At 45.0% G+C, this 19,163-nt stretch carries 14 protein-coding genes; 2 read left to right on the plus strand and 12 right to left on the minus strand.

Translation table 11 applies throughout. The features are described from left to right. The first annotated feature begins 141 nt into the window (after nt 1-141). Together DWW10_RS11605 and DWW10_RS11610 are read left to right on the plus strand one after the other, a co-directional pair. Nucleotides 142-978: a helix-turn-helix domain-containing protein gene (locus DWW10_RS11605; protein ID WP_118421727.1), complete on the plus strand. Its 837-nt coding sequence runs from the start codon at nt 142-144 to the stop codon at nt 976-978. A gap of 581 nt (nt 979-1,559) precedes the next feature. Beyond that, nucleotides 1,560-3,893 (plus strand): glycoside hydrolase family 20 protein, encoded by a 2,334-nt coding sequence (locus tag DWW10_RS11610; RefSeq protein ID WP_118421726.1) that lies wholly within the window; start codon nt 1,560-1,562, stop codon nt 3,891-3,893. A gap of 32 nt (nt 3,894-3,925) precedes the next feature. Here DWW10_RS11610 and DWW10_RS11615 read toward each other — a convergent pair whose 3' ends face one another. The 12 genes from DWW10_RS11615 to ftcD all read right to left on the minus strand — a co-directional run bounded on the left by DWW10_RS11615 (nt 3,926) and on the right by ftcD (nt 19,163). Continuing rightward, on the minus strand, nt 3,926-5,413 hold the full coding sequence (locus DWW10_RS11615; protein ID WP_118421725.1) for an MBOAT family O-acyltransferase: 1,488 nt from the start codon (nt 5,411-5,413) through the stop codon (nt 3,926-3,928). Continuing rightward, the gene (locus tag DWW10_RS11620) at nt 5,394-6,440 is read right to left on the minus strand and encodes an SGNH/GDSL hydrolase family protein (protein WP_409012361.1); all 1,047 of its coding nucleotides are present in this window, start codon (nt 6,438-6,440) and stop codon (nt 5,394-5,396) included. Before DWW10_RS11620 ends, DWW10_RS11615 begins: the two co-directional genes overlap by 20 nt. Further along, entirely contained in the window at nt 6,394-7,767 is a 1,374-nt protein-coding gene (locus tag DWW10_RS11625; protein WP_118421744.1) for an SGNH/GDSL hydrolase family protein, read from the minus strand. Before DWW10_RS11625 ends, DWW10_RS11620 begins: the two co-directional genes overlap by 47 nt. 135 nt (nt 7,768-7,902) lie before the next feature. Further along, nucleotides 7,903-8,196, minus strand: coding sequence for a PG0541 family transporter-associated protein (locus DWW10_RS11630; RefSeq protein WP_118421724.1), 294 nt, complete (start codon nt 8,194-8,196; stop codon nt 7,903-7,905). Nucleotides 8,197-8,302: 106 nt separating this feature from the next. Next, nucleotides 8,303-11,473: an efflux RND transporter permease subunit gene (locus tag DWW10_RS11635; protein ID WP_118421723.1), complete on the minus strand. Its 3,171-nt coding sequence runs from the start codon at nt 11,471-11,473 to the stop codon at nt 8,303-8,305. Nucleotides 11,474-11,566: 93 nt separating this feature from the next. Beyond that, a complete protein-coding gene (locus DWW10_RS11640; protein ID WP_118421722.1) occupies nt 11,567-12,586 on the minus strand; it encodes an efflux RND transporter periplasmic adaptor subunit in 1,020 nt (339 codons plus the stop codon). Between the two features lie 24 nt (nt 12,587-12,610). Then, complete coding sequence (locus DWW10_RS11645) at nt 12,611-13,960, minus strand: TolC family protein (RefSeq protein WP_118421721.1); 1,350 nt, start codon at nt 13,958-13,960, stop codon at nt 12,611-12,613. A gap of 35 nt (nt 13,961-13,995) precedes the next feature. After that, nucleotides 13,996-14,655: a TetR/AcrR family transcriptional regulator gene (locus tag DWW10_RS11650; protein WP_118421720.1), complete on the minus strand. Its 660-nt coding sequence runs from the start codon at nt 14,653-14,655 to the stop codon at nt 13,996-13,998. A gap of 166 nt (nt 14,656-14,821) precedes the next feature. Then, nucleotides 14,822-16,318: a histidine ammonia-lyase gene (gene hutH / locus DWW10_RS11655; RefSeq protein WP_026367243.1), complete on the minus strand. Its 1,497-nt coding sequence runs from the start codon at nt 16,316-16,318 to the stop codon at nt 14,822-14,824. Further along, nucleotides 16,315-16,944: a cyclodeaminase/cyclohydrolase family protein gene (locus DWW10_RS11660; protein WP_118421719.1), complete on the minus strand. Its 630-nt coding sequence runs from the start codon at nt 16,942-16,944 to the stop codon at nt 16,315-16,317. Before DWW10_RS11660 ends, hutH begins: the two co-directional genes overlap by 4 nt. A 20-nt stretch (nt 16,945-16,964) precedes the next feature. Next, a complete protein-coding gene (hutI, locus tag DWW10_RS11665) occupies nt 16,965-18,218 on the minus strand; it encodes an imidazolonepropionase (protein WP_118421718.1) in 1,254 nt (417 codons plus the stop codon). 45 nt (nt 18,219-18,263) lie between these two features. Further along, entirely contained in the window at nt 18,264-19,163 is a 900-nt protein-coding gene (gene ftcD / locus DWW10_RS11670) for a glutamate formimidoyltransferase (protein WP_118421717.1), read from the minus strand.

Here is a 19,163-nt window from a genome sequence, read left to right on the forward strand (position 1 = left end):
TGTCGGCGGCAAAGGTATGCCGTTTTTGAACAACAACTTGTTTCATTTGTCGCACTCCTTTGTTCATTTTCGGAACGGTTTGCTTAACATTCCAAAAAGAACTTCTACCTTTGTTCCAGCAAAACTTTAAAAAGATAAAGTATGAATTCATTATTAACTACGAAAGCAGAAACCTTCAGATCCGGGACCGATAATCTGGAGTTTTACCACAACCGGCTCATCAAACTGACAAACGGAGTCCTTTTGTTCTGTTCCAGCGGAGAAGCGGAAATCACCATAGATCTGGAGAAGCATCACATTATACCGAATACGAATATCATGCTGTTGCCCGGCTCTATCCTTTCGCTCAGATCGGCCAGTCCGGACTTCCGGATACACTATTTCGCTTATTCAGGCGAGATGATGAAGGTGGCCTGTTTCCGACTGGATCCGGCATTCATGCATTTCATGAAGGAAAATTCCTGTTATACACATACCAGACCCGAAACAATACGTCCCATCCTGAGAATGATAGAGGCAAGTGCTGCTATTTATGCCGATAAGGAAAACCAGTTCCGCGAGAGCATTGCCCAAAACCTGCTTCAGATATTTTTTCTGGATACGTATGATAAGGTGCAGAGATACTTCACGAAGGAACAATTGGAAGGAGGCAACCGGAAAGGGCAACTGTTCAAAAAGTTCATTCACCTGGTACACAGCAATTGTACCATGCAGCGGGATGTAGCCTTTTATGCCGAGCAACTTTGTATTTCTACACGCTACCTTTCTGCCATTACTAAAGAGATAGGTCAGATTTCCGCTAAAGAAATCATCGATGAGTTCCTCACATTGGAAATCAAAGTTGCCCTGCAATCCACCAATCTCTCACTGAAAGAAATAGCCGACCGGTATAATTTTCCCGACCAGTCGTTCTTCGGACGATACTTCAAGAAGCATACGGGGATGTCGCCAAAAGAATACAGGGCAAAAAGAATATAATGAAACTTATTGGTACAACTTGTTCCCTTTTCATCCCGATATGAGTTATCTTACTTCACCTTTATAAGTACACGGTTGTTCCTTTCATGGAAATTCAGTTTACTCCAAATGGTAACTTTGTTAACCCCGCACGGTAACTCCCTTTACATGCCGAAGTAAAGACCGTTACATACCGAGGTAAAGGTCGTTACAATAAGGGGTAAAGGCCGTTACATACGGCAGTAAATGCTTTTACATCCTACAGCAAGCCGTCGGTAAATGCTATTAGCTGATTATCAATAAGCTAATAAAAGCTCCATTAGCAATCTTCCATCCATTATAGATGGGTTATGAATTAAATGGGTACGCGGACGACACGGATAAGGCGGACGAACGCGGATTTAAAAATATTATAAATGATAAATTAAAGTCCGCGTTCGTCCGCCTTATCCGTGTCGTCCGCGTATCTATTCATTCATTACTGTACAAGCATGAACAAAACCCTCTTACACCGTAAGAAAACAAAACAATACAACTGGTTAGTATAGGTTTTTAGCATTTATTTGATAACTTTGTACACGAATCAATTAAATACTAACACCATGAGAAAACTTAACCACGCACTTCTTGCAAGTGCTCTCGCCTTGGCATGCGCTTCGTGTACCGCGGAGAAAGAAGCTAACTACCAAGTGATACCTCTCCCCCAAGAGGTAAGCTTAACCCAGGAAACCCCGTTCAAACTGAACGAAAATGTTCTCATCGCTTATCCGGAAAACAATGCCTTACTGCAACGCAATGCTGAGTTCCTGTCGGAGTACATCCAACAAGCCACGAACTATGCACCGAAGACAAAGGCCATCGTAGCAGGAGAACAAGTAAAAAATGCAATTGTACTGGGACTCGACCCAGGCATTGCAAACAAGGAAGGCTATGTGCTGACTACCACCCCCGAAGGTATCAGCATCAACGGCCAAACCGAAAACGGAGTGTTCTATGGCATCCAGACTTTACGCAAGTCCATTCCCGCCGAAGCCAAAGGAGCAACCATCCTGATACCGGCGGGTGAAATTAAGGACGAACCGCGTTTCAGTTACCGCGGCATGCATCTCGACGTAGGACGTCATTTCTTCCCCAAAGAATTCATGAAGAAGTATATAGACTTACTGGCACTGCACAACATGAATACTTTCCACTGGCACCTGACGGACGACCAAGGCTGGCGCATCGAGATTAAGAAGTATCCGAAACTTACGGAAATAGGTTCCCAGCGCAGTCGTACGGTAATCGGAAGAAACACACAGGAGTATGACAATACGCCGTATGGTGGTTTCTTTACCCAGGAAGAAGCGAAAGAGATCGTGAAATATGCACAGGAACGTTACATTACGGTAATTCCGGAAGTAGACCTGCCCGGACACATGCTTGCCGCATTAGCCGCTTACCCTGAAATGGGATGTACGGGTGGTCCGTACGAAGTATGTCCGCGTTGGGGTATATTTGAAGATGTGCTCTGCATTGGTAACGACCAGACGATGCAATTCCTGGAAGATGTAATGAGTGAAATCATTGAGATCTTCCCGTCGAAGTATGTTCATATCGGTGGTGACGAAGCTCCACGTACCCGTTGGGAAAAATGCCCGAAATGCCAGGCACGTATCAAAGCGGAAGGACTGAAAGCGGATAAGAACCATACTGCCGAAGACCGTCTGCAAAGTTATTGCATGACACGCATCGAAGAGTTCCTGAATAGCAAAGGACGCCAGATCATCGGTTGGGATGAAATATTGGAAGGCGACGTAGCTCCTAACGCAACCGTAATGTCATGGCGCGGTATGGAAGGCGGTATCAAAGCCGCACAACTGGGACACGATGTTATCATGACTCCGACCTCTTTCTGCTATTTCGACTATTATCAGACAGCAGACACTAAGGATGAACCGCTCGGTATCGGTGGATATGTTCCCATCGAAAAAGTATATAGTCTGGAACCCGTACCGGCAGCACTTACAGAAGAACAAAGCAAGCATATTCTCGGTGCTCAGGCTAATCTCTGGACAGAGTATATCCACTCCTCCGAACACGTGGAATACATGATATTACCCCGTATGGCCGCCCTTGCCGAAGTACAATGGACGCAACCCGAAAAGAAAGATTTCAAAGATTTCACTAAACGTCTGGCACGCTTGATGAAGTTCTATCAAAGAGATGGCTTCAACTATGCCAAGCATGTATTCGACTTGAAGGTAGACTTCACACCGGATGTTGCCAAGAAAGCAGTAGTAGTTACATTGAGTACTATTGATGACGCTCCTATTTATTATACATTAGATGGAACCGAACCGACCACAGCTTCATTGAAATATACAGAGCCTGTTTCCATTACCGAAACAGCAGATTTCCAGGCAGTGGTTATCCGCCCGGAAGGAAAGAGCAAAGTGGTGAATAAGAAGATTTCTTTCAATAAAGCTACATATTGTCCTATCGAGCTGACCTTCCAGCCTTCGGAAAAGTATAAATTCGGAGGTGCCATCACCTTGGTAGACGGTATGAAGGGGAATGATAGCTATGCCACCGGAGCCTGGTTAGGTTTTGTAGGTGGTGATGTGGAAGCCATCATCGACCTGGGACAGGAAACAGAAATCAAGCGGGTGGCTACGAATGCTATTGTCGACATGAGTGCCTGGATTATGGGAAGCACAGGATTGGTAGTCTCTGTATCTGATGATAACAAAGAGTTCCGCGAAGTAGCCGTTAAAGATATTCCGGCTGAAACAAATATTGATAAGAAAGGTGTGGAAAACTATGAGATAACTTTCGATCCGGTGAAAGCACGGTATGTGAAAGTTGTCATCAAGCGAAGCCCTGCCTTGCCAAAAGGACATGCAGGCGAAGGAAAAGCAGCTTATATGTTCATTGATGAAATAGAGGTGGATTAGAAACCTCTCCCGATGAAGGGAGAGGAGAAATTTTAGAACTGGAAGTAAATGAAAGGCTGAATCTCCGTACTCTTCATCTGGATTACCAAGTAAATTAAAGCAAGCATCAGAACCGCCTTTCCCATCAGGGGGAGGCGGATTACTGTTTTACAGCAAGCATTCTCCCAACGGTCGGGGCAGAAATGCAGGAAGAAACCCAATGCCATCAGTGCAAACACTTCCCAATAACCCGCAATCAGTTGTGGGAAAAGTTGCGGACGGAAAGTGGTACAGATCTGTTTGAGCATATCCAATGAAGTGGAAAAGTCCGCATTGCGGAAGAATATCCAGCAGAAACAAACAAAGTGGAATGTGATCAGTATACCGAAGAAACGGCGGATGCCCTGGCTTTCTTCTCCCTTCTTTCTTCCAGTCAACGTCATCCAGAATTTATGTGCCGCCAAAGCAATGCCATGGAACAATCCCCAAACGACAAAATTCCAAGAAGCGCCATGCCACAAACCACCCAAAAACATGGTAATGACAAGATTGGCATACTGGCGAATCTTTCCTTTCCGGTTTCCACCCAAAGATATATAGAGATAATCTTTCAGCCAACTGGAAAGCGAAATGTGCCATCGCCGCCAAAACTCTGTAATGGAAGCGGACTTATAAGGAGAGTCAAAGTTCTTATTAAAATGAAAACCTAACAACAAGGCTATTCCGATAGCCATATCACTGTATCCGGAAAAGTCGCAATAGATTTGCAAGGCATATCCATAAACACCCATCAGATTCTCTACTCCGGAATAGAGCGTAGGATTATCAAAAATACGCTCTACAAAGTTCACACTGATATAATCCGAAATAATCGCTTTCTTAAACAGACCGCTTGCAATCAGGAATATCCCCCTTCCGAACATCTCATGGGATACGAACAAAGGGCGGCGTATCTGTGGGATAAAATCACGGGCACGCACAATAGGGCCTGCCACCAACTGCGGGAAAAAGGATACGTAAAAAGCATAATCCAGCAAATTGGTAAGAGGGGTTATATCTTTGCGATAAACATCGATGGTATAGCTAAGTGACTGGAAAGTAAAGAAAGAAATACCCACAGGGAGGAATATATCGTAATGATGGAACGTACCGCCTACCAGCGAGGCAAAGACATCTCCCAGAAAATTAGTATATTTGAAGTATGCAAGCAAACCAAGATTAATAGCAAGGCTAAGCACAACACTTGCCTTACGTTTCCAGCCTACGGAAGTACCTGCCATAAAACGGGCAATAAAGAAATCGCTTACCGTGACAAGTGCCAGCAGGAAAAAGTAAGTTCCGCTACTTTTATAATAAAAATAATAGGAGAATGCGGTAACAAACAACAAGCGGGCAGTCAGACGGCGTTGCAACAGCAGATAAACCAGTATAAATGCTGCAAACAACCACAAGAAAATGCCGCTACTGAATATCATCGGCGCTTGCGGGTCATAAACGAATACGTCTCGCAGACGGTTAAAGTCAATATCCCACATAATCATTATAGGCTTTTAAAAGAGCTTGATAAAACAATTCACCTTGCAGCACATATCCTTCGGGAAGATAATGTACATGGTCCGGACGCATCAATTTTGCTTCCTGCCAGTTCAGACAAGCACGCTGTCTCCCTCCCACCGCTTCGTACATATCCCACACGGCAAGACCGTTGTCATCAGCAAAGCGACGCATGGTTTCTACGGCAATAGCAGTACGGGGATTAATGGAATAGGTGCGGCGACGACGACTTTTCCGGAAACTGTCGTAGGAACCGGGAGGAGTTGTCATCAGTAAGGGTACATTGGGCAGACTGTCGCGAAGCATACGCACCAGTTCATCCATTTGTCGGTAGTGCAACAGGGGGTTATAACGTCGGTTATGGCTTTCGTTCGTCCCGAAAGAAAGTATAACCAGGTCGGGATGCAGGGCGGCAATATCAGAAATACGGTCGGGACGGGTAAAGGTGGTACAAAAAGCACCATTGATACCCATATCAGTATAAGAGATAGCACCAAAAGTTTCTGTCAGCAGCGTTCCGGTAGTGCGGGGCAAGATACGCCCACGGATATGGCTGTCACCGATATGTACGATACGGATGGTATCTGTAGAAAAGCCGGCATGTAACAGACGCAACTTTTCCCAAAAAGGATTGAGGATGCCAAGGCTATCCGTCAACTCATTTTCACCAAGTTGCTGAAAGCCGGAAGGAAAAGCTATTTGAGGAACGGAAACAGTATCCGTACGCTGGGAATAGGAACGAAGTGTGTCACAATTTGCTGTGACTTTGCTAATTAGAGGACAGGATGGAATAGGGTCCTGGGCATGGAGCGGGAAAAAGCATAGAAGAAACAAAGTTGTGATAAAGAGATTTTTCATCCGCAGATAACACGGATGACACGGATTCTTATATTTAAAACCTGCGTTATCCGTGTTATCTGCGGATGAAAAATATGCTTTTGAAACTTCCAATACGATTTTTATTCTATTATTCCGCTTCATAAGCCCTCCTCCTGTCGTACTGTTCCTTTCCATACACAAGCGCTTCATAAAGCAGGCCTGCCAAATGCTTACCTCCCCGGAAATTAATATGCGTATAGTCGTAATTCGCCAAAGAAGGCTTGGCATGTACCAAATTTGCCATACTTCCCTCTCCTCCCATTGCTTCGAACATATTCCAAAAAGCAATGTCGTTATCTGCCGCCAAGTTTTGTTGGTAACGCACCAGATTTTTAATACCGGGCATTGTGCGTAGAGTGCCATCTTCCGTCTTATAATCCCGGTCACCTACGCTGACTATCAAGATACCTGCTTGTGGAAATGCATCCTTCAAATGATCAATAGTAGTCTGCATACCTGCAATGTATTTGTCATAATTCCGCCCACGTTCAGTAGCAACGTTCAATCCATATTGCAAAATAATCAGATCGTAAGGACGCTGCTCATTAAATTCGTGCATCATCCACACAGGAATAGAACGCAAGGATAAGCCCGAACTGCCGCGCAAAGAGAAATTATCCAGGATAATTCCTTTTTTACCATCCATAGCCAAACCATAGAATAAGGTAGAATCCGCCTCATCAACCGTCCAACGGACAGAACCAATGTTTCCATCCACTTGCATTTCCTGCAAATCATCTGTAGCCAGGAAAGTACGGGTTTGCTTTTCATTCCGGTTGACATTCACAGAAAGGGTAACTTCTCCTTTACTATAAAAGAAGATAGAAGCCTGTTCACAGGTATCCAGATGGGAAGCATATTTATTCTGTCCCTTCAGTTCCACATAAGCACCGGGACGGGGAACAAAGTAATGTCCGGAAATACCTTGCTTCTTGCGGTCAAAGAAAGTAGAATCCATTACAGAATGGCTTTGCCAACCACCAAACGAATGGCGCACGGTAGGACGGAATCCGCTGGTCATAGAAGTAATGGTAACAAAGCCTACTCCGCAACCACCATATTTATTCTGCAACATATCGCGCAAATCCGCAGTAAGAATATCCGCTTCAATGAAGGAATCTCCGAAAACTGCAATACGTACCTGGCGGGGACGTTGTGTCAATTCATCCAAAGCCCGGTAAAAAGGTGTCATGCCGCGAAGAGTGGAGTCGCTGTAGTCTTCAATGCACGTCATACCCGCACGGCAAGTATCCACAAAAGCCGGTTTCACCTTCGGCGGAAGCGGAAGCAAACTGTCCGGTTCTTCCGTAAGTTCTTTCTGAATACGCACATCACCCAGCAAGTCGACACGCCTCATCACGTGTTCACCTACCGTAAAACCGGGCAGGAAGTACATCAGTAACAAGCCCGCCAATATAATCAATGCCCAAATGCAAGTATATTTCAGATAATTCTTTTCCATGTTGTCCGTAAAGGATTTGCAAAGATAGAGAAAAGACATAAAAAGAGAGGGAAATCTTCACGTTTTGTAAGATTTCCCTCTATCAGATTCCCAAGAAAGTGTTTCCACTCACTCTGAAGAACCACCTTCTTCAGATTATATCGTCTTCTCAATGTTCCAGACAAATGCCCGGAGCCCGAGTTGCTGAGTCTCCTCGTCCATCAGATGGAGTGCATCAAGCAATGGGTCAACTTTAGCTTCGTCTACAATAGTAATAATAGCAGAGCACATACTGGGCCATGCATGACTACCATAGTGCGGCTCGCCCGTCTTGCTACCACGTCCCTGTACTTGCTGCCAATAGCTGAATCCACGGCAACCCTGGCGATCGAGTAACGCCATGATGCGCTCAAAGAACGCCTGGTCGAATGTTATAAATACGGATTTCATGTTGATTAATTATGAATTATAAATTATGAATCATGAATTATGAGTCAGAAAACAATGAACACTGTACGGCTATTCATAATTCATAACTCATAATTCATAATTATTATCACTGTTTTTTCGGTTTCGTCATCTTCTCCTTATGAGCCTGATAGTAATCATTCAGTTCACGGTCTTTCTTAATCTTACGACGGTTACGTCTGATACCAATACCGGCAAATGAACAATAAAGCACGGGAACCAGAATCAGCGTCAAGATGGTAGATACTGTCAGACCACCAATTACGGCCACACCCAGCGGACGCCACATCTCAGCACCTTCACCTTGCCCTACAGCCATCGGCACCATACCGAGGATAGTAGTCAGCGTGGTCATTAATACCGGACGCAGACGGCTACGACCTGCCGTAACCACAGAGTGAAGTACCGCCATACCACGCTCGCGACAGAGTGTGATGTAGTCAATCAACACGATACCGTTCTTCACCACAATACCAATCAACATGATTCCACCCAGCAAACTCATTACGTTCAGGTTGGTGCCCGTAAAGAAGAGTGCCATCAATACACCGCTGAATGCAAATGGAATGGAGAACATGATAATAAACGGATAACTCAAAGACTCAAACTGAGCGGCCATTACAATAAATACCAGAATGATAATCAGTACAGCCAGCGTGCCCAAGTCTGAGAACGAGTCCTGCTGGTCCTCGTACGAACCCGAAATCTGGATAGAAATACCGCTCGGCAAGTCCATCTTATCGACAATGGCATTACCATCAGCCACCACGTCGCCCAACGGAACTCCGGAAATAACGGCGGATACTGTCACAATACGTTCACGGTCCTTACGCTCGATAGTAGGAGGAGCCGAGCGCTCAACTACTTTACCAAGGTCCTTCACACGGATACCTTCACCGGAAGGTGTATAAATAAGGATGTTCTCCAAATCTTCAATCTTTGTACGGAACTCAGGAGCATAACGTACACGGATGTCGTACTCATCACCATCCTCACGATAATAAGAAGCCAATGCTCCGTTCACACGGTTACGCAGATAACCGGAAGCAGTGGAGAGATTCAGTCCATGTAATGCCAGTTTCTCACGATCGAAGTCTACCTGATATTCAGGTTGATAATCCTGACGGCTGATGTTTACTTCACTCACTCCTTTTACATTCAGCAGTTTCTCTTTCAGTTCGGCCGAGACTTTATCCGTAGCGGTAAAATCATAACCATATACTTCAAAGTCGGCACTGGCCTGGGCACTCATACCACCGGTACTACCACCCAAAATTACCTGTGCCTTATCCAACTCGGGATAGGCCTTCAAGTCTTCACGCATCTCATCACAGACCGTTTCCAATTTGACTTTACGGTCGCCCGGGCTCACCAAACTGATGTTAAAGCTGATAATATGACTACCGTTGTCCTGCATGGAAGCAAAAGTATTATCCGAATCAGCCTGTCCCACAGTATAATTACAAACCCTCATCACACCTTCGTAACGTTTCATCCACTTTTCCGTCAGTTCCGAAGCCAGCGCTTGCGCACGCTCTACACGGGCACCGATGGGAAGTTGCAAGTTCACACCGATACGGCTATTATCAGCCGCCGGAAAGAACTCCGTACCAATATACTTAGCACAAAACAAACTTGCTACAAAGAAAGTAGCACAACCGACCATAATAGTGATGCGATGGCGTACAGCCCAGTTCAAACGGTTCTGATACCACACATCGAGAGCATCGAGTCCACGTTGAATCGGCCTATAAAATGCAATGAACATCTTGCTCTGCTTCTTCTGCAAGCGCAGGAGTTGTGCACACATCATCGGCGTAAATGACAAAGCCGAAATGGTAGAAACGGTCATGATCACACACATCATCCAACCCAACTGGCGAAACAATACACCGGACATACCGCTCACCATAGTCAGCGGGAAAAATACCGCAATCATGGTCAGTGTCGAGGCAATTACGGAGATGGCCACCTCATTCGTGGCATGAACCGCCGCCTGCTTCGGCTCGGACCCTCGTTCAATATGGGTCGTCACATTCTCAAGCACTACAATAGCATCGTCCACCACATTACCGATAGCAATGGAAAGACAAGAAAGCGAAATAATATTCAGCGAACCGCCGTCTATAATACCCAAATAGATGAATGAGGCTACCAATGACATTGGGATAGTGATACAGATAATAACCGTAGCACGCCAACGTCCCAAGAATACAAATACCACTAGAATTACGAATAGCATGGCGTACATGATAGTCTCTTCCAAACTGTCAATGGTATTCAGAATGTTATCGGAAGTATTGACAATAATACCCAGTTTCACGTCACTCGGCAACGATTTTTGCAACTGCGGCAGCATATCGATAACCTTCTGAGAAATAGCCACAGAGTTGGCACCGGATTGCTTCTGTACCACAATCATAGCACCTTGTACACCATTACTATACGTCTTTTGCGCACGTTCTTCCACAGAGTCTACCACTGTTGCCACATCGCGCAAATAAACGGAAGCTCCATTGTGCGTACCTACTACGATATTCTCCATCTCCTTGGGGTCCTTAAACTCTCCCTCTACACGAAGTGAATAGGTATTGTTTCCCACATCGAAGGTACCACCCGGTGTATTGCGGTTTTCAGCACTAATAATAGAACTAATGGTCTCCACTGAAAGATTATAAGCATCCAGTTTGTTAGGATCGCAATAAACATTCACCTCACGTTTGGGTGCACCGGAAATAGACACCGTACCCACACCCGGCACACGTGCCAGAGGATTCACGATGTTGTCATCCAATATTTTATAAAGTGCCGGCTGACTTTCTTCCGCCTGAACGGAAAGCAGCAGGATAGGAATCATGTCCGTACTGAACTTAAAGATAATAGGTGTCTCCACTTCATCGGGAAGCTGAGAGCTTACCATATCCAGTTTATCGCGTACATCATTCGTCAGCACATCTATATCATATCCATATTCAAACTCCAGTGTAATCACAGAGATATTTTCTGAAGATCTGGAAGTAATATGCTTTAGGTTGCTGACAGAGTTCAGCGTATTTTCTAACGGACGGGTCACGTTGTTCTCAATATCCGACGCACTGGCTCCCGCATAGGAAGTCATCACCATGATGGTGTTGGTCTCGATATCCGGGTAAAGGTCCACCGGTAATTTTGACAAAGAGAACAGACCAAATATCGCTACTGCCAAAAAGCAGAGCGAGGTCATAATCGGTTTTTTAACCGCTCCTTCGTATAAACTCATGTTATTTAATGATGAATTTTTAATTATTAATTATGAATTGGCTGCGCTATCATGCCGCACGGTAGTTCATAATTAATAATTCATAATTAATAATTATTTCTCGACTTCTACTTCTACGCCATCAGCCAACTTGGACTGTCCTGCAACGACCACCTGCGAATTGTTATCCACACCGGAAATCAACTCATATTCCGTATCCATACGACGTCCCAGTTCAACTTTGTTATAAGAAACTTTTCCGTCCTTATATACATATACATAGCGGTCGCCGGAACCGGCACGTTTCACAATAGCCAAATCGGGCACAACTACGTGCTCCTGTGTTCCGAAGTTCAGTGTTACACGTGCAAACATACCCGGACGGACTTTCTGGTCACGGTTAGTTAAACGCACTTCAACAGGGAAAGTACGGGTATTCGAATCAATGGTCGGATAAACCAGATTTATCGTTCCTTCAAACTCTTCATCGCCATACACGTCTACCTTAACAGCCACGGGAGCGCCCTTCTTTACTTTCGCAAAGTAGCCTTCGGAAACGTTGATCATCAGTTTCACCGGAGTGATTTGCTCTACTACCAACACCGGATCACCTCCACTGTACATATCGCCGTTATCGTAATTACGAGCTGTCACCACACCATTGATGGGGCTGAGCAACGCAGTATTTTCCAACAGATTCTTATACGTTGTCTTCTGTACGTCCAATGCCATTTTGGCCGCATCCCATTCTGATTTGGAAGTACCGCCCACCTTATATAATTCGTCGGTACGCTTGAACTCTATTTCCTGATTGTCCAAACGAAACTTAGCTTGTTTCAGGTTGGCAGCATCCATCTGCACCAATTTCTGACCTTTAGATACACGGTCACCCACTTCCACAAATATCTGATCGATACGCACCGGAGAAGAAGGAGCAATATTGTTTTTCACTTCTGCCTGAACAGTAGCAGTATATTCTTGTATCTGGTCTACAGGACGTGCGGTCACAGAGGCCAGTTTAACTCTCGGTTTTTCATCCACCTTTTCAGCTGTAGCCTTGTCTTTCTCTCCACCACCGCATGAGCTCAGCAGAGCAACTGCCACCAGGGCAATTAATTGAATACTTTTTTTCATATCGTTGTGATTTTTCTTTTTTACTTATTTAATTGAATAGTCGCGACCCAAAACCTGGTCAAGATCAGCCTTAGATACCAGATAGTCGTAAATAGATTGGTTATAAGTCAGTTCAGCCTGAGTTAATGATACTTGGGAACTGTTCAATTCCAGCACTGTACCTTTACCTACTTCATAGCGCTTCCCGGCTATTTCCACTGCCTTCTGAGCCTGCATTACGTTCTCTTTATTACTTACCACCTGCTCTGAACTTGCTGCCATGTTATTCTGGTAACTGGTAATCTGCATATTCAGTTTACGCTCAGTATCCGTGCGGTTTTCCTTTAGCTGGTTGATCTGAATTCGTGCGGTTTTCAGTTTCGTAAAGTTACTGGCCTTATAAAGAGGGATATTCAGGGTAAATACCAAAGCTGAACTTCCACCCCAATTATAGTTGAACACATTCCAGTTATTATTATACAATGACTGGTATTGATAAGAATAGTTCATTCCCAGTGTCGGCATGAAGTTTGTTTTCAGAGATTTCAAACTCTGATTGAGCATCTTCATGTTCAAGTCGAACTGCTTCATTGTGGTATTGTTCACCAAACCTTCATTCAATTCATTCAGCTGGTTAGCAAACAAATCAGTCTCATAATTAGCCAGATTATCGGCAATCTTGAGATCGAAGTCTTCCGTTATTCCCATCAGCACTTTCAGTTGAAGTTTGGATAAGGTAACGGCATTTCCCGCTGAAATGACATTCGGCTTTACACTACGCATTTGTACTTCAGCGCTAATCTTATCAAATTCGCTGACAGCTCCCTGCTGGTATTTCGCATTAACCACGTTATAATTGTCTTCCGACAATTTATAACTCTTCTGCAAAACCTCATAAGAGTCTTGTGCCAACATCAACTGATAATACGCTTTCGTAACCTGGTTCACCAGATCCTGCTTAGAAGCACGAGATTTTTCTACCGCCAATTCTATGTCGGTTTTCGTCATAGACATTGCTTTGTAGACTGAAGGGGCAAATAACGGTAAGCTGATATTCAAGGTTCCGCTTACTGTATTCGAATCGTCCTGACCCATTTTAAAAGACTGGCCGCCGAGATTCATTTGAGCCGCCGTAATTGTATGGTTCCATGTTCCACCAATACTGGCTTCCGGCAACAAACTCTGCCAGGTCTCCTTGTTAGCCACTTTTTTCAGGGCTATTTCCTCTTCGGCAACCTTTATCGTAGGATTATCACTAAGTGCGATTTCCAGTGCTTTGTCGAGGGTCAAGGTTAGGGTTTCTGTCGTCTCCTGTGCCTGTATATGGCCTATAGCCAATAAAAGGAACACAGTCAACATAATTTTCTTGCTTGCCAAAAATAGTTGTCTGTCCATAAAAATCAATCTGTATGTTTATTAGGATTATTCTTTTATTCCGTATTGGACTGTCGATCCTTACGATATTCCCGGATAAATTCTTCCAGTTTGCGAGCGCCCTTTTCTGTTGATATTCCCCGAAGATAGGTGAACATGATAGATTCATATACTTCCAGGAAAGAATGGTCTTTGCAAAGATCCGTATTCATCAGCAAGTCTAGCTGTTCGCGCACTAACAGGTTTACAATCGTAAAATTTACGTCATCGCGGAAATATCCCTGCTGTATACCCAGCTTAAAGAAGGCAATCGTTTCCTCAGAATCGCGGTTGCGACGCTTCATCAATTCTGCATAGACTTTGGGGTATTTCTTGATATCTTCGAAAAACTTTTTATTAGTATTGTGAAACTTCTCAATACTCCGTTGGTAGAGTTTTAACAAAACTTCCAATACATTCGAAGCCTTTTCATAGACATCTTTCACGTAAGCGTCTCCCTCACGCTGGGCCTTCAGGAGGCATTCCATAAGTAAGGTTTCTTTATCAGAAAACACCTCATACAAAGTACGTTTGGAGATGCCCAGTGCCGCAGCAATATCATCCATTGTAATGCTCTTGATACCATGGGTAGCAAAAGATTTCAGAGCAGTATCGATGATACGCTCCCGTAACTCTAATCTTTGAGGGTGTTCTTTCACATTGTCGCCCGTTTTCATTTCTATTTTCTCTTTAATTTTTTAGATTTCAAGCAGAAGAATGTCCACTTTCGGAATAAAACTGGGCAAATATAGAAAGAAAACTCAATTCTCCAATTGAGTTTCCTTTGAAAGATTAACTATATTAATGTTTATTATACTTCCGGCAGATTTATTGGGAAGAATGTCAATAATCGAACTTCGTCCGGTTCAGAAACGCCACTGTCTTATGAATTTCCTTGTACATGACAATGTCGTCTTTAATAAAAGGGACTTCTTTACGATATTCATTCAGGAAGCGTTCCAAAGCGGGAGAGGTCTTTAGAGGGCGACGGAATTCGATACCCTGTGCAGCATTCATCAATTCAATGGAGAGAATGTGTTCCAGATTGTCCATTATACGGTATAGTTTGGTAGCTGCATTAGCTCCCATGCTGACATGATCTTCCTGTCCGTTGGAGGAAACAATGGAATCACTGCTGGCAGCATAGCAATACATCTTATTCTGGCTAACCATGGATGCAGCGGCATATTGTGGTATCATAAAACCGGAGTTCAAACCGGGATTGGCTACCAGAAATTCAGGCAGACCACGCAGTCCCATGATAAGCTGTGCCACACGCCGCTCGGAAATGTTACCTAATTCGGCAAGGGCTATGCCGAGGAAGTCATAAGAAATGGCAAGTGGCTGACCGTGGAAATTTCCGCCGGAGATGATACGGTCTTCATCGGGGAAGATAGTTGGATTGTCCGTTACGGAATTGATTTCGGTCAGCAGGACGGAAGAAACATAACGGATAGCATCTTTCGTTGCACCATGTACTTGGGGGATGCAGCGGAAAGAGTACGGATCTTGTACATGGGCTTTGTATTGAGCAATGATTTCACTTCCTTCCAGTAGCTTGCGGAAATTATCGCCTGTCTCGATTTGTCCCCGATGCGGACGGATTTGCTGGATACAATCCATAAAAGGATCGATACGCCCATCGAAAGCTTCGAGGGAAAGAGCGGCAATAAGGTCGGCTTTCTTGGAAAGGCGGAAGGCTTTCAGAATGGCAAACACACCATTGGCACTCATAAACTGCGTACCATTGAGCAGGGCAAGACCTTCTTTACTCATAAGTTTCACCGGTTCCCAACCAAACTCATCGAGGACACTGATGGCTTCGCGCTTCTTACCTTTATAATAAACATCGCCCACACCGATAAGCGGTAGGAAAAGATTGGCAAGGGGGGCCAGATCACCGGATGCACCGAGTGAACCACGATCGTAGACAATAGGCATCACATCGTTGTTGAAGAAATCGAGGATACGCTGCACGGTAATGACTTGCACACCACTATGTCCCAAAGAAAGGGCATGGGCTTTGAGCAGCATCATTAGTTTGACAATGACGGGACGTATTTCTTCACCGACGCTGCAAGCATGACTTTTAATCAGGTTTTCCTGCAAAGTACCCAGTTCGTCGGGGGATATATTCTTGCTGCACAGGGAACCGAAGCCTGTGGTGATACCGTACAAAGGCTCTTCGGACTCGGCTATCTTATGGTCGAGGTAGTCGCGGCATTTCTGTATCCGTTCTTTGGCTTCGGGAGCCAGTTCCAGTTTCAGATTCTCGTTGATAATTCGTTCGATGATGTCGAATGTGAGTTCACCGGACCCTACATGATAGACGTTTTTCATACTCGTAATTCTTGGTTAACAACATCCAATACTTCTTTTTCACGGTCACAAGCCATGCGTTCCAGCACATCGGCTTCTCTTTGGAGTTCATCTGCAAAGGTTTTGTCTTTGATGGAACCCAGGTTGATACGAACGTTCAGCAAGGCCCCCAGTACAGCTGTACGGGCGGACATCATGGCCACACAAGCATCAGTCACTGCATTACGGTTTCCCAAACGGGCGACATCGGCAATCACCGACATCAGTTCGTAAGCATTACGGGCTACTTGCATAGGAACGAGGGCGGCATACTTAGTAGCTTCCTGAATGGCAGCGCTGCGGACGGCTTTTTCTTCATCGGTAGCCTTGGGCATTTTGAAGCATGCAAACACCGCATCATAGGCTTCCGAGTCACGATCTATATCAGCTATGAATACGTCTTTCTCTCTCAGTGCGAGAGAAGCGATATGGTTCATAAGTTCCTCGTGTTCTTCGTAATTCTTCTTGCCGATGGTGAGGTTAGCGACCATAACGGTAAGTGCCGAAGCTACAGCACCGTTCAAGGCAGCAATGCTTCCGCCACCGGGGACAGGATCACTGCCCGCCACTTTATTCAAGAATTCTTTTACTGTTAAATCAACTAACATGGTATTTTTCTTTAAAGGTTTTACAATACAGGATAAATCACACCTTCTTTAATGGTGGTATTTACGCAATTCATACCGACATAGTAAGGCAGAAAATGGTAATTATCAGAATTCAGCACTACAAAATCTCCCTTCTTGCCTACTTCGATGCTGCCGATACTATCCGCCCGGTTCAAGGCAGCAGCCCCGTTCAAAGTGAGGGCGGTGATAGCTTCTTCAATAGTAAGATGCATATAGATGCATGCCAGAGCAAAAGTCAGCGGAATGGAACCGGAGAAACAACTGCCCGGATTGAGATCTGTGGCAAGGGCTACGGCACAACCGGAATCAATCATTTCGCGACCACGTGCATAAGGTTCTTTCAGGGCAAAAGCTGTAAGAGGGAGTAAAGTCGCAACGGTTCCGGCATCCCGCATAGCGCGGATACCAGCATCGGATGCATGCAACAGATGATCTGCGGAAACAGCGGAAAGCTCGGCAGCCAGTTCGGCACCACCCAGCGGAACTATTTCATCGGCATGAAGTTTCAATCCCAAACCATATTCCTTGGCGACTTGCAACAGACGCCGGGATTGCTCGACGGAGAAAACGCCTTGTTCGCAGAAGACATCACAAAACTCGGCCAGTTCATTTTTGGCAACGCAAGGCAAGACGTCACTGATAATGAAATCAAGGTATTCGTCCGTACGTCCCTTATATTCCTCGGGTACGGCATGCGCACCCAGAAAAGTGGATACAATATCTACCCGCTTATGCTCGTCATTATTCAGGCTACGCATGACTTTGAGTTGCAGAAGCTCCGTTTCCTTATCCAGTCCGTAGCCGCTCTTGCCTTCTACGGTAGTAACCCCCATATTACTCATTTGCTTCAAAAAACCTTCGGCTTTGGAGCGGAGTTGAATAAAACCACATTCGCGGGTGGCCTTTACAGTGCTTACAATGCCACCACCACGCTCCATGATAGACATATAGCTTTCTCCTTTCAATCGCCAGGAGAACTCTTCGGCACGTTCGCCACCAAATACAAAGTGAGTATGCGAATCGACGAAGCCGGGTAACAGGCATTTGCCACGAGCATTGTAGTGCCAATAGCGTTGATAATATCCGTCACGCATCTCGCCCCGGGAAGGACCGACATAGGAAATGATACCGTCGGTTACTTCTATTGTAGCATTATCAATGATGCATAGTTCACCCATCTCTTTGCCACAACGGGCGGAAAAGCCGATGGGGGTTACAACGCGGGCATTGAAAATTATCAGGTTCTCGGTCATATTAAAAAACTTTATTTGTGTAATTTGCGTTCTTTTATCATTCTATTATTCTTCCATAATCCTCGCCTCAAGCACTTGTTGCATAGAGAAATTCTCTAAACCAAGATAATAAGAAGCTGTATCAATGAGCGCCTCCATCGGAACAAGGCCGATAATCTCACTCCCCACGATGCTGACCCCATAGCGACGTGCTTCTACACGGGTCAGTTCAAAAGCGCGGTAAAGGGCGGTACGGGTATAGTCTGTCATATTGATGGAGACCTGAGTAATGCCCCGGTCTTTCAACTCTACTCCCATTGCTTTGCAATAACGCAGGCCACCGCCAATGAAACGAATCTTCTTGGCAATATCATGTGCGATATCCAGATTAGGTGTATTCAGATTGATATTGTAGGCTACCAACGGCATGCGGGCACCGATAGCAACGGTTCCGGCAGTGGCATGGCGTTCGGCAGGACCAAAGTCGGGCTGCCATTCGGGTAGCTTTATCTTTTCTGCCATACCTTCGAACTCACCTTTACGCACGGCAGCAAGATTTTCGCGATGCGGAGCGGATGCGGATTTCTCATAGAGAAAGACAGGAAGATTATAGCGTTTGCCTACCTCTGCACCTACTTCTTTGGAAAGGGCGATAGCTTCTTCCATCGTCACATTCTTGATGGGGATGAAAGGAACTACATCTACGGCACCCATACGGGGATGTTGCCCGGTATGGTGATTAAGGTCAATAAGTTTTACAGCAATACCGATAGCTTCGAGAACGGCATCACGAAGGGGGTCCGGTTCCCCTACCACGGTTACTACCAGACGGTTGTGGTCTTCATCGTTACTGTAATCCAATAGTTTTACACCTTGTTTACCACGGAAAGGGGATATGATTTGATCTATTTTCTGCAAGTCACGTCCCTCGCTGAAGTTGGGGACACATTCGATGATTTTATTCAT

The organism is Bacteroides intestinalis (assembly GCF_003464595.1).
In the GTDB taxonomy this organism is placed as follows: domain Bacteria; phylum Bacteroidota; class Bacteroidia; order Bacteroidales; family Bacteroidaceae; genus Bacteroides; species Bacteroides intestinalis_A.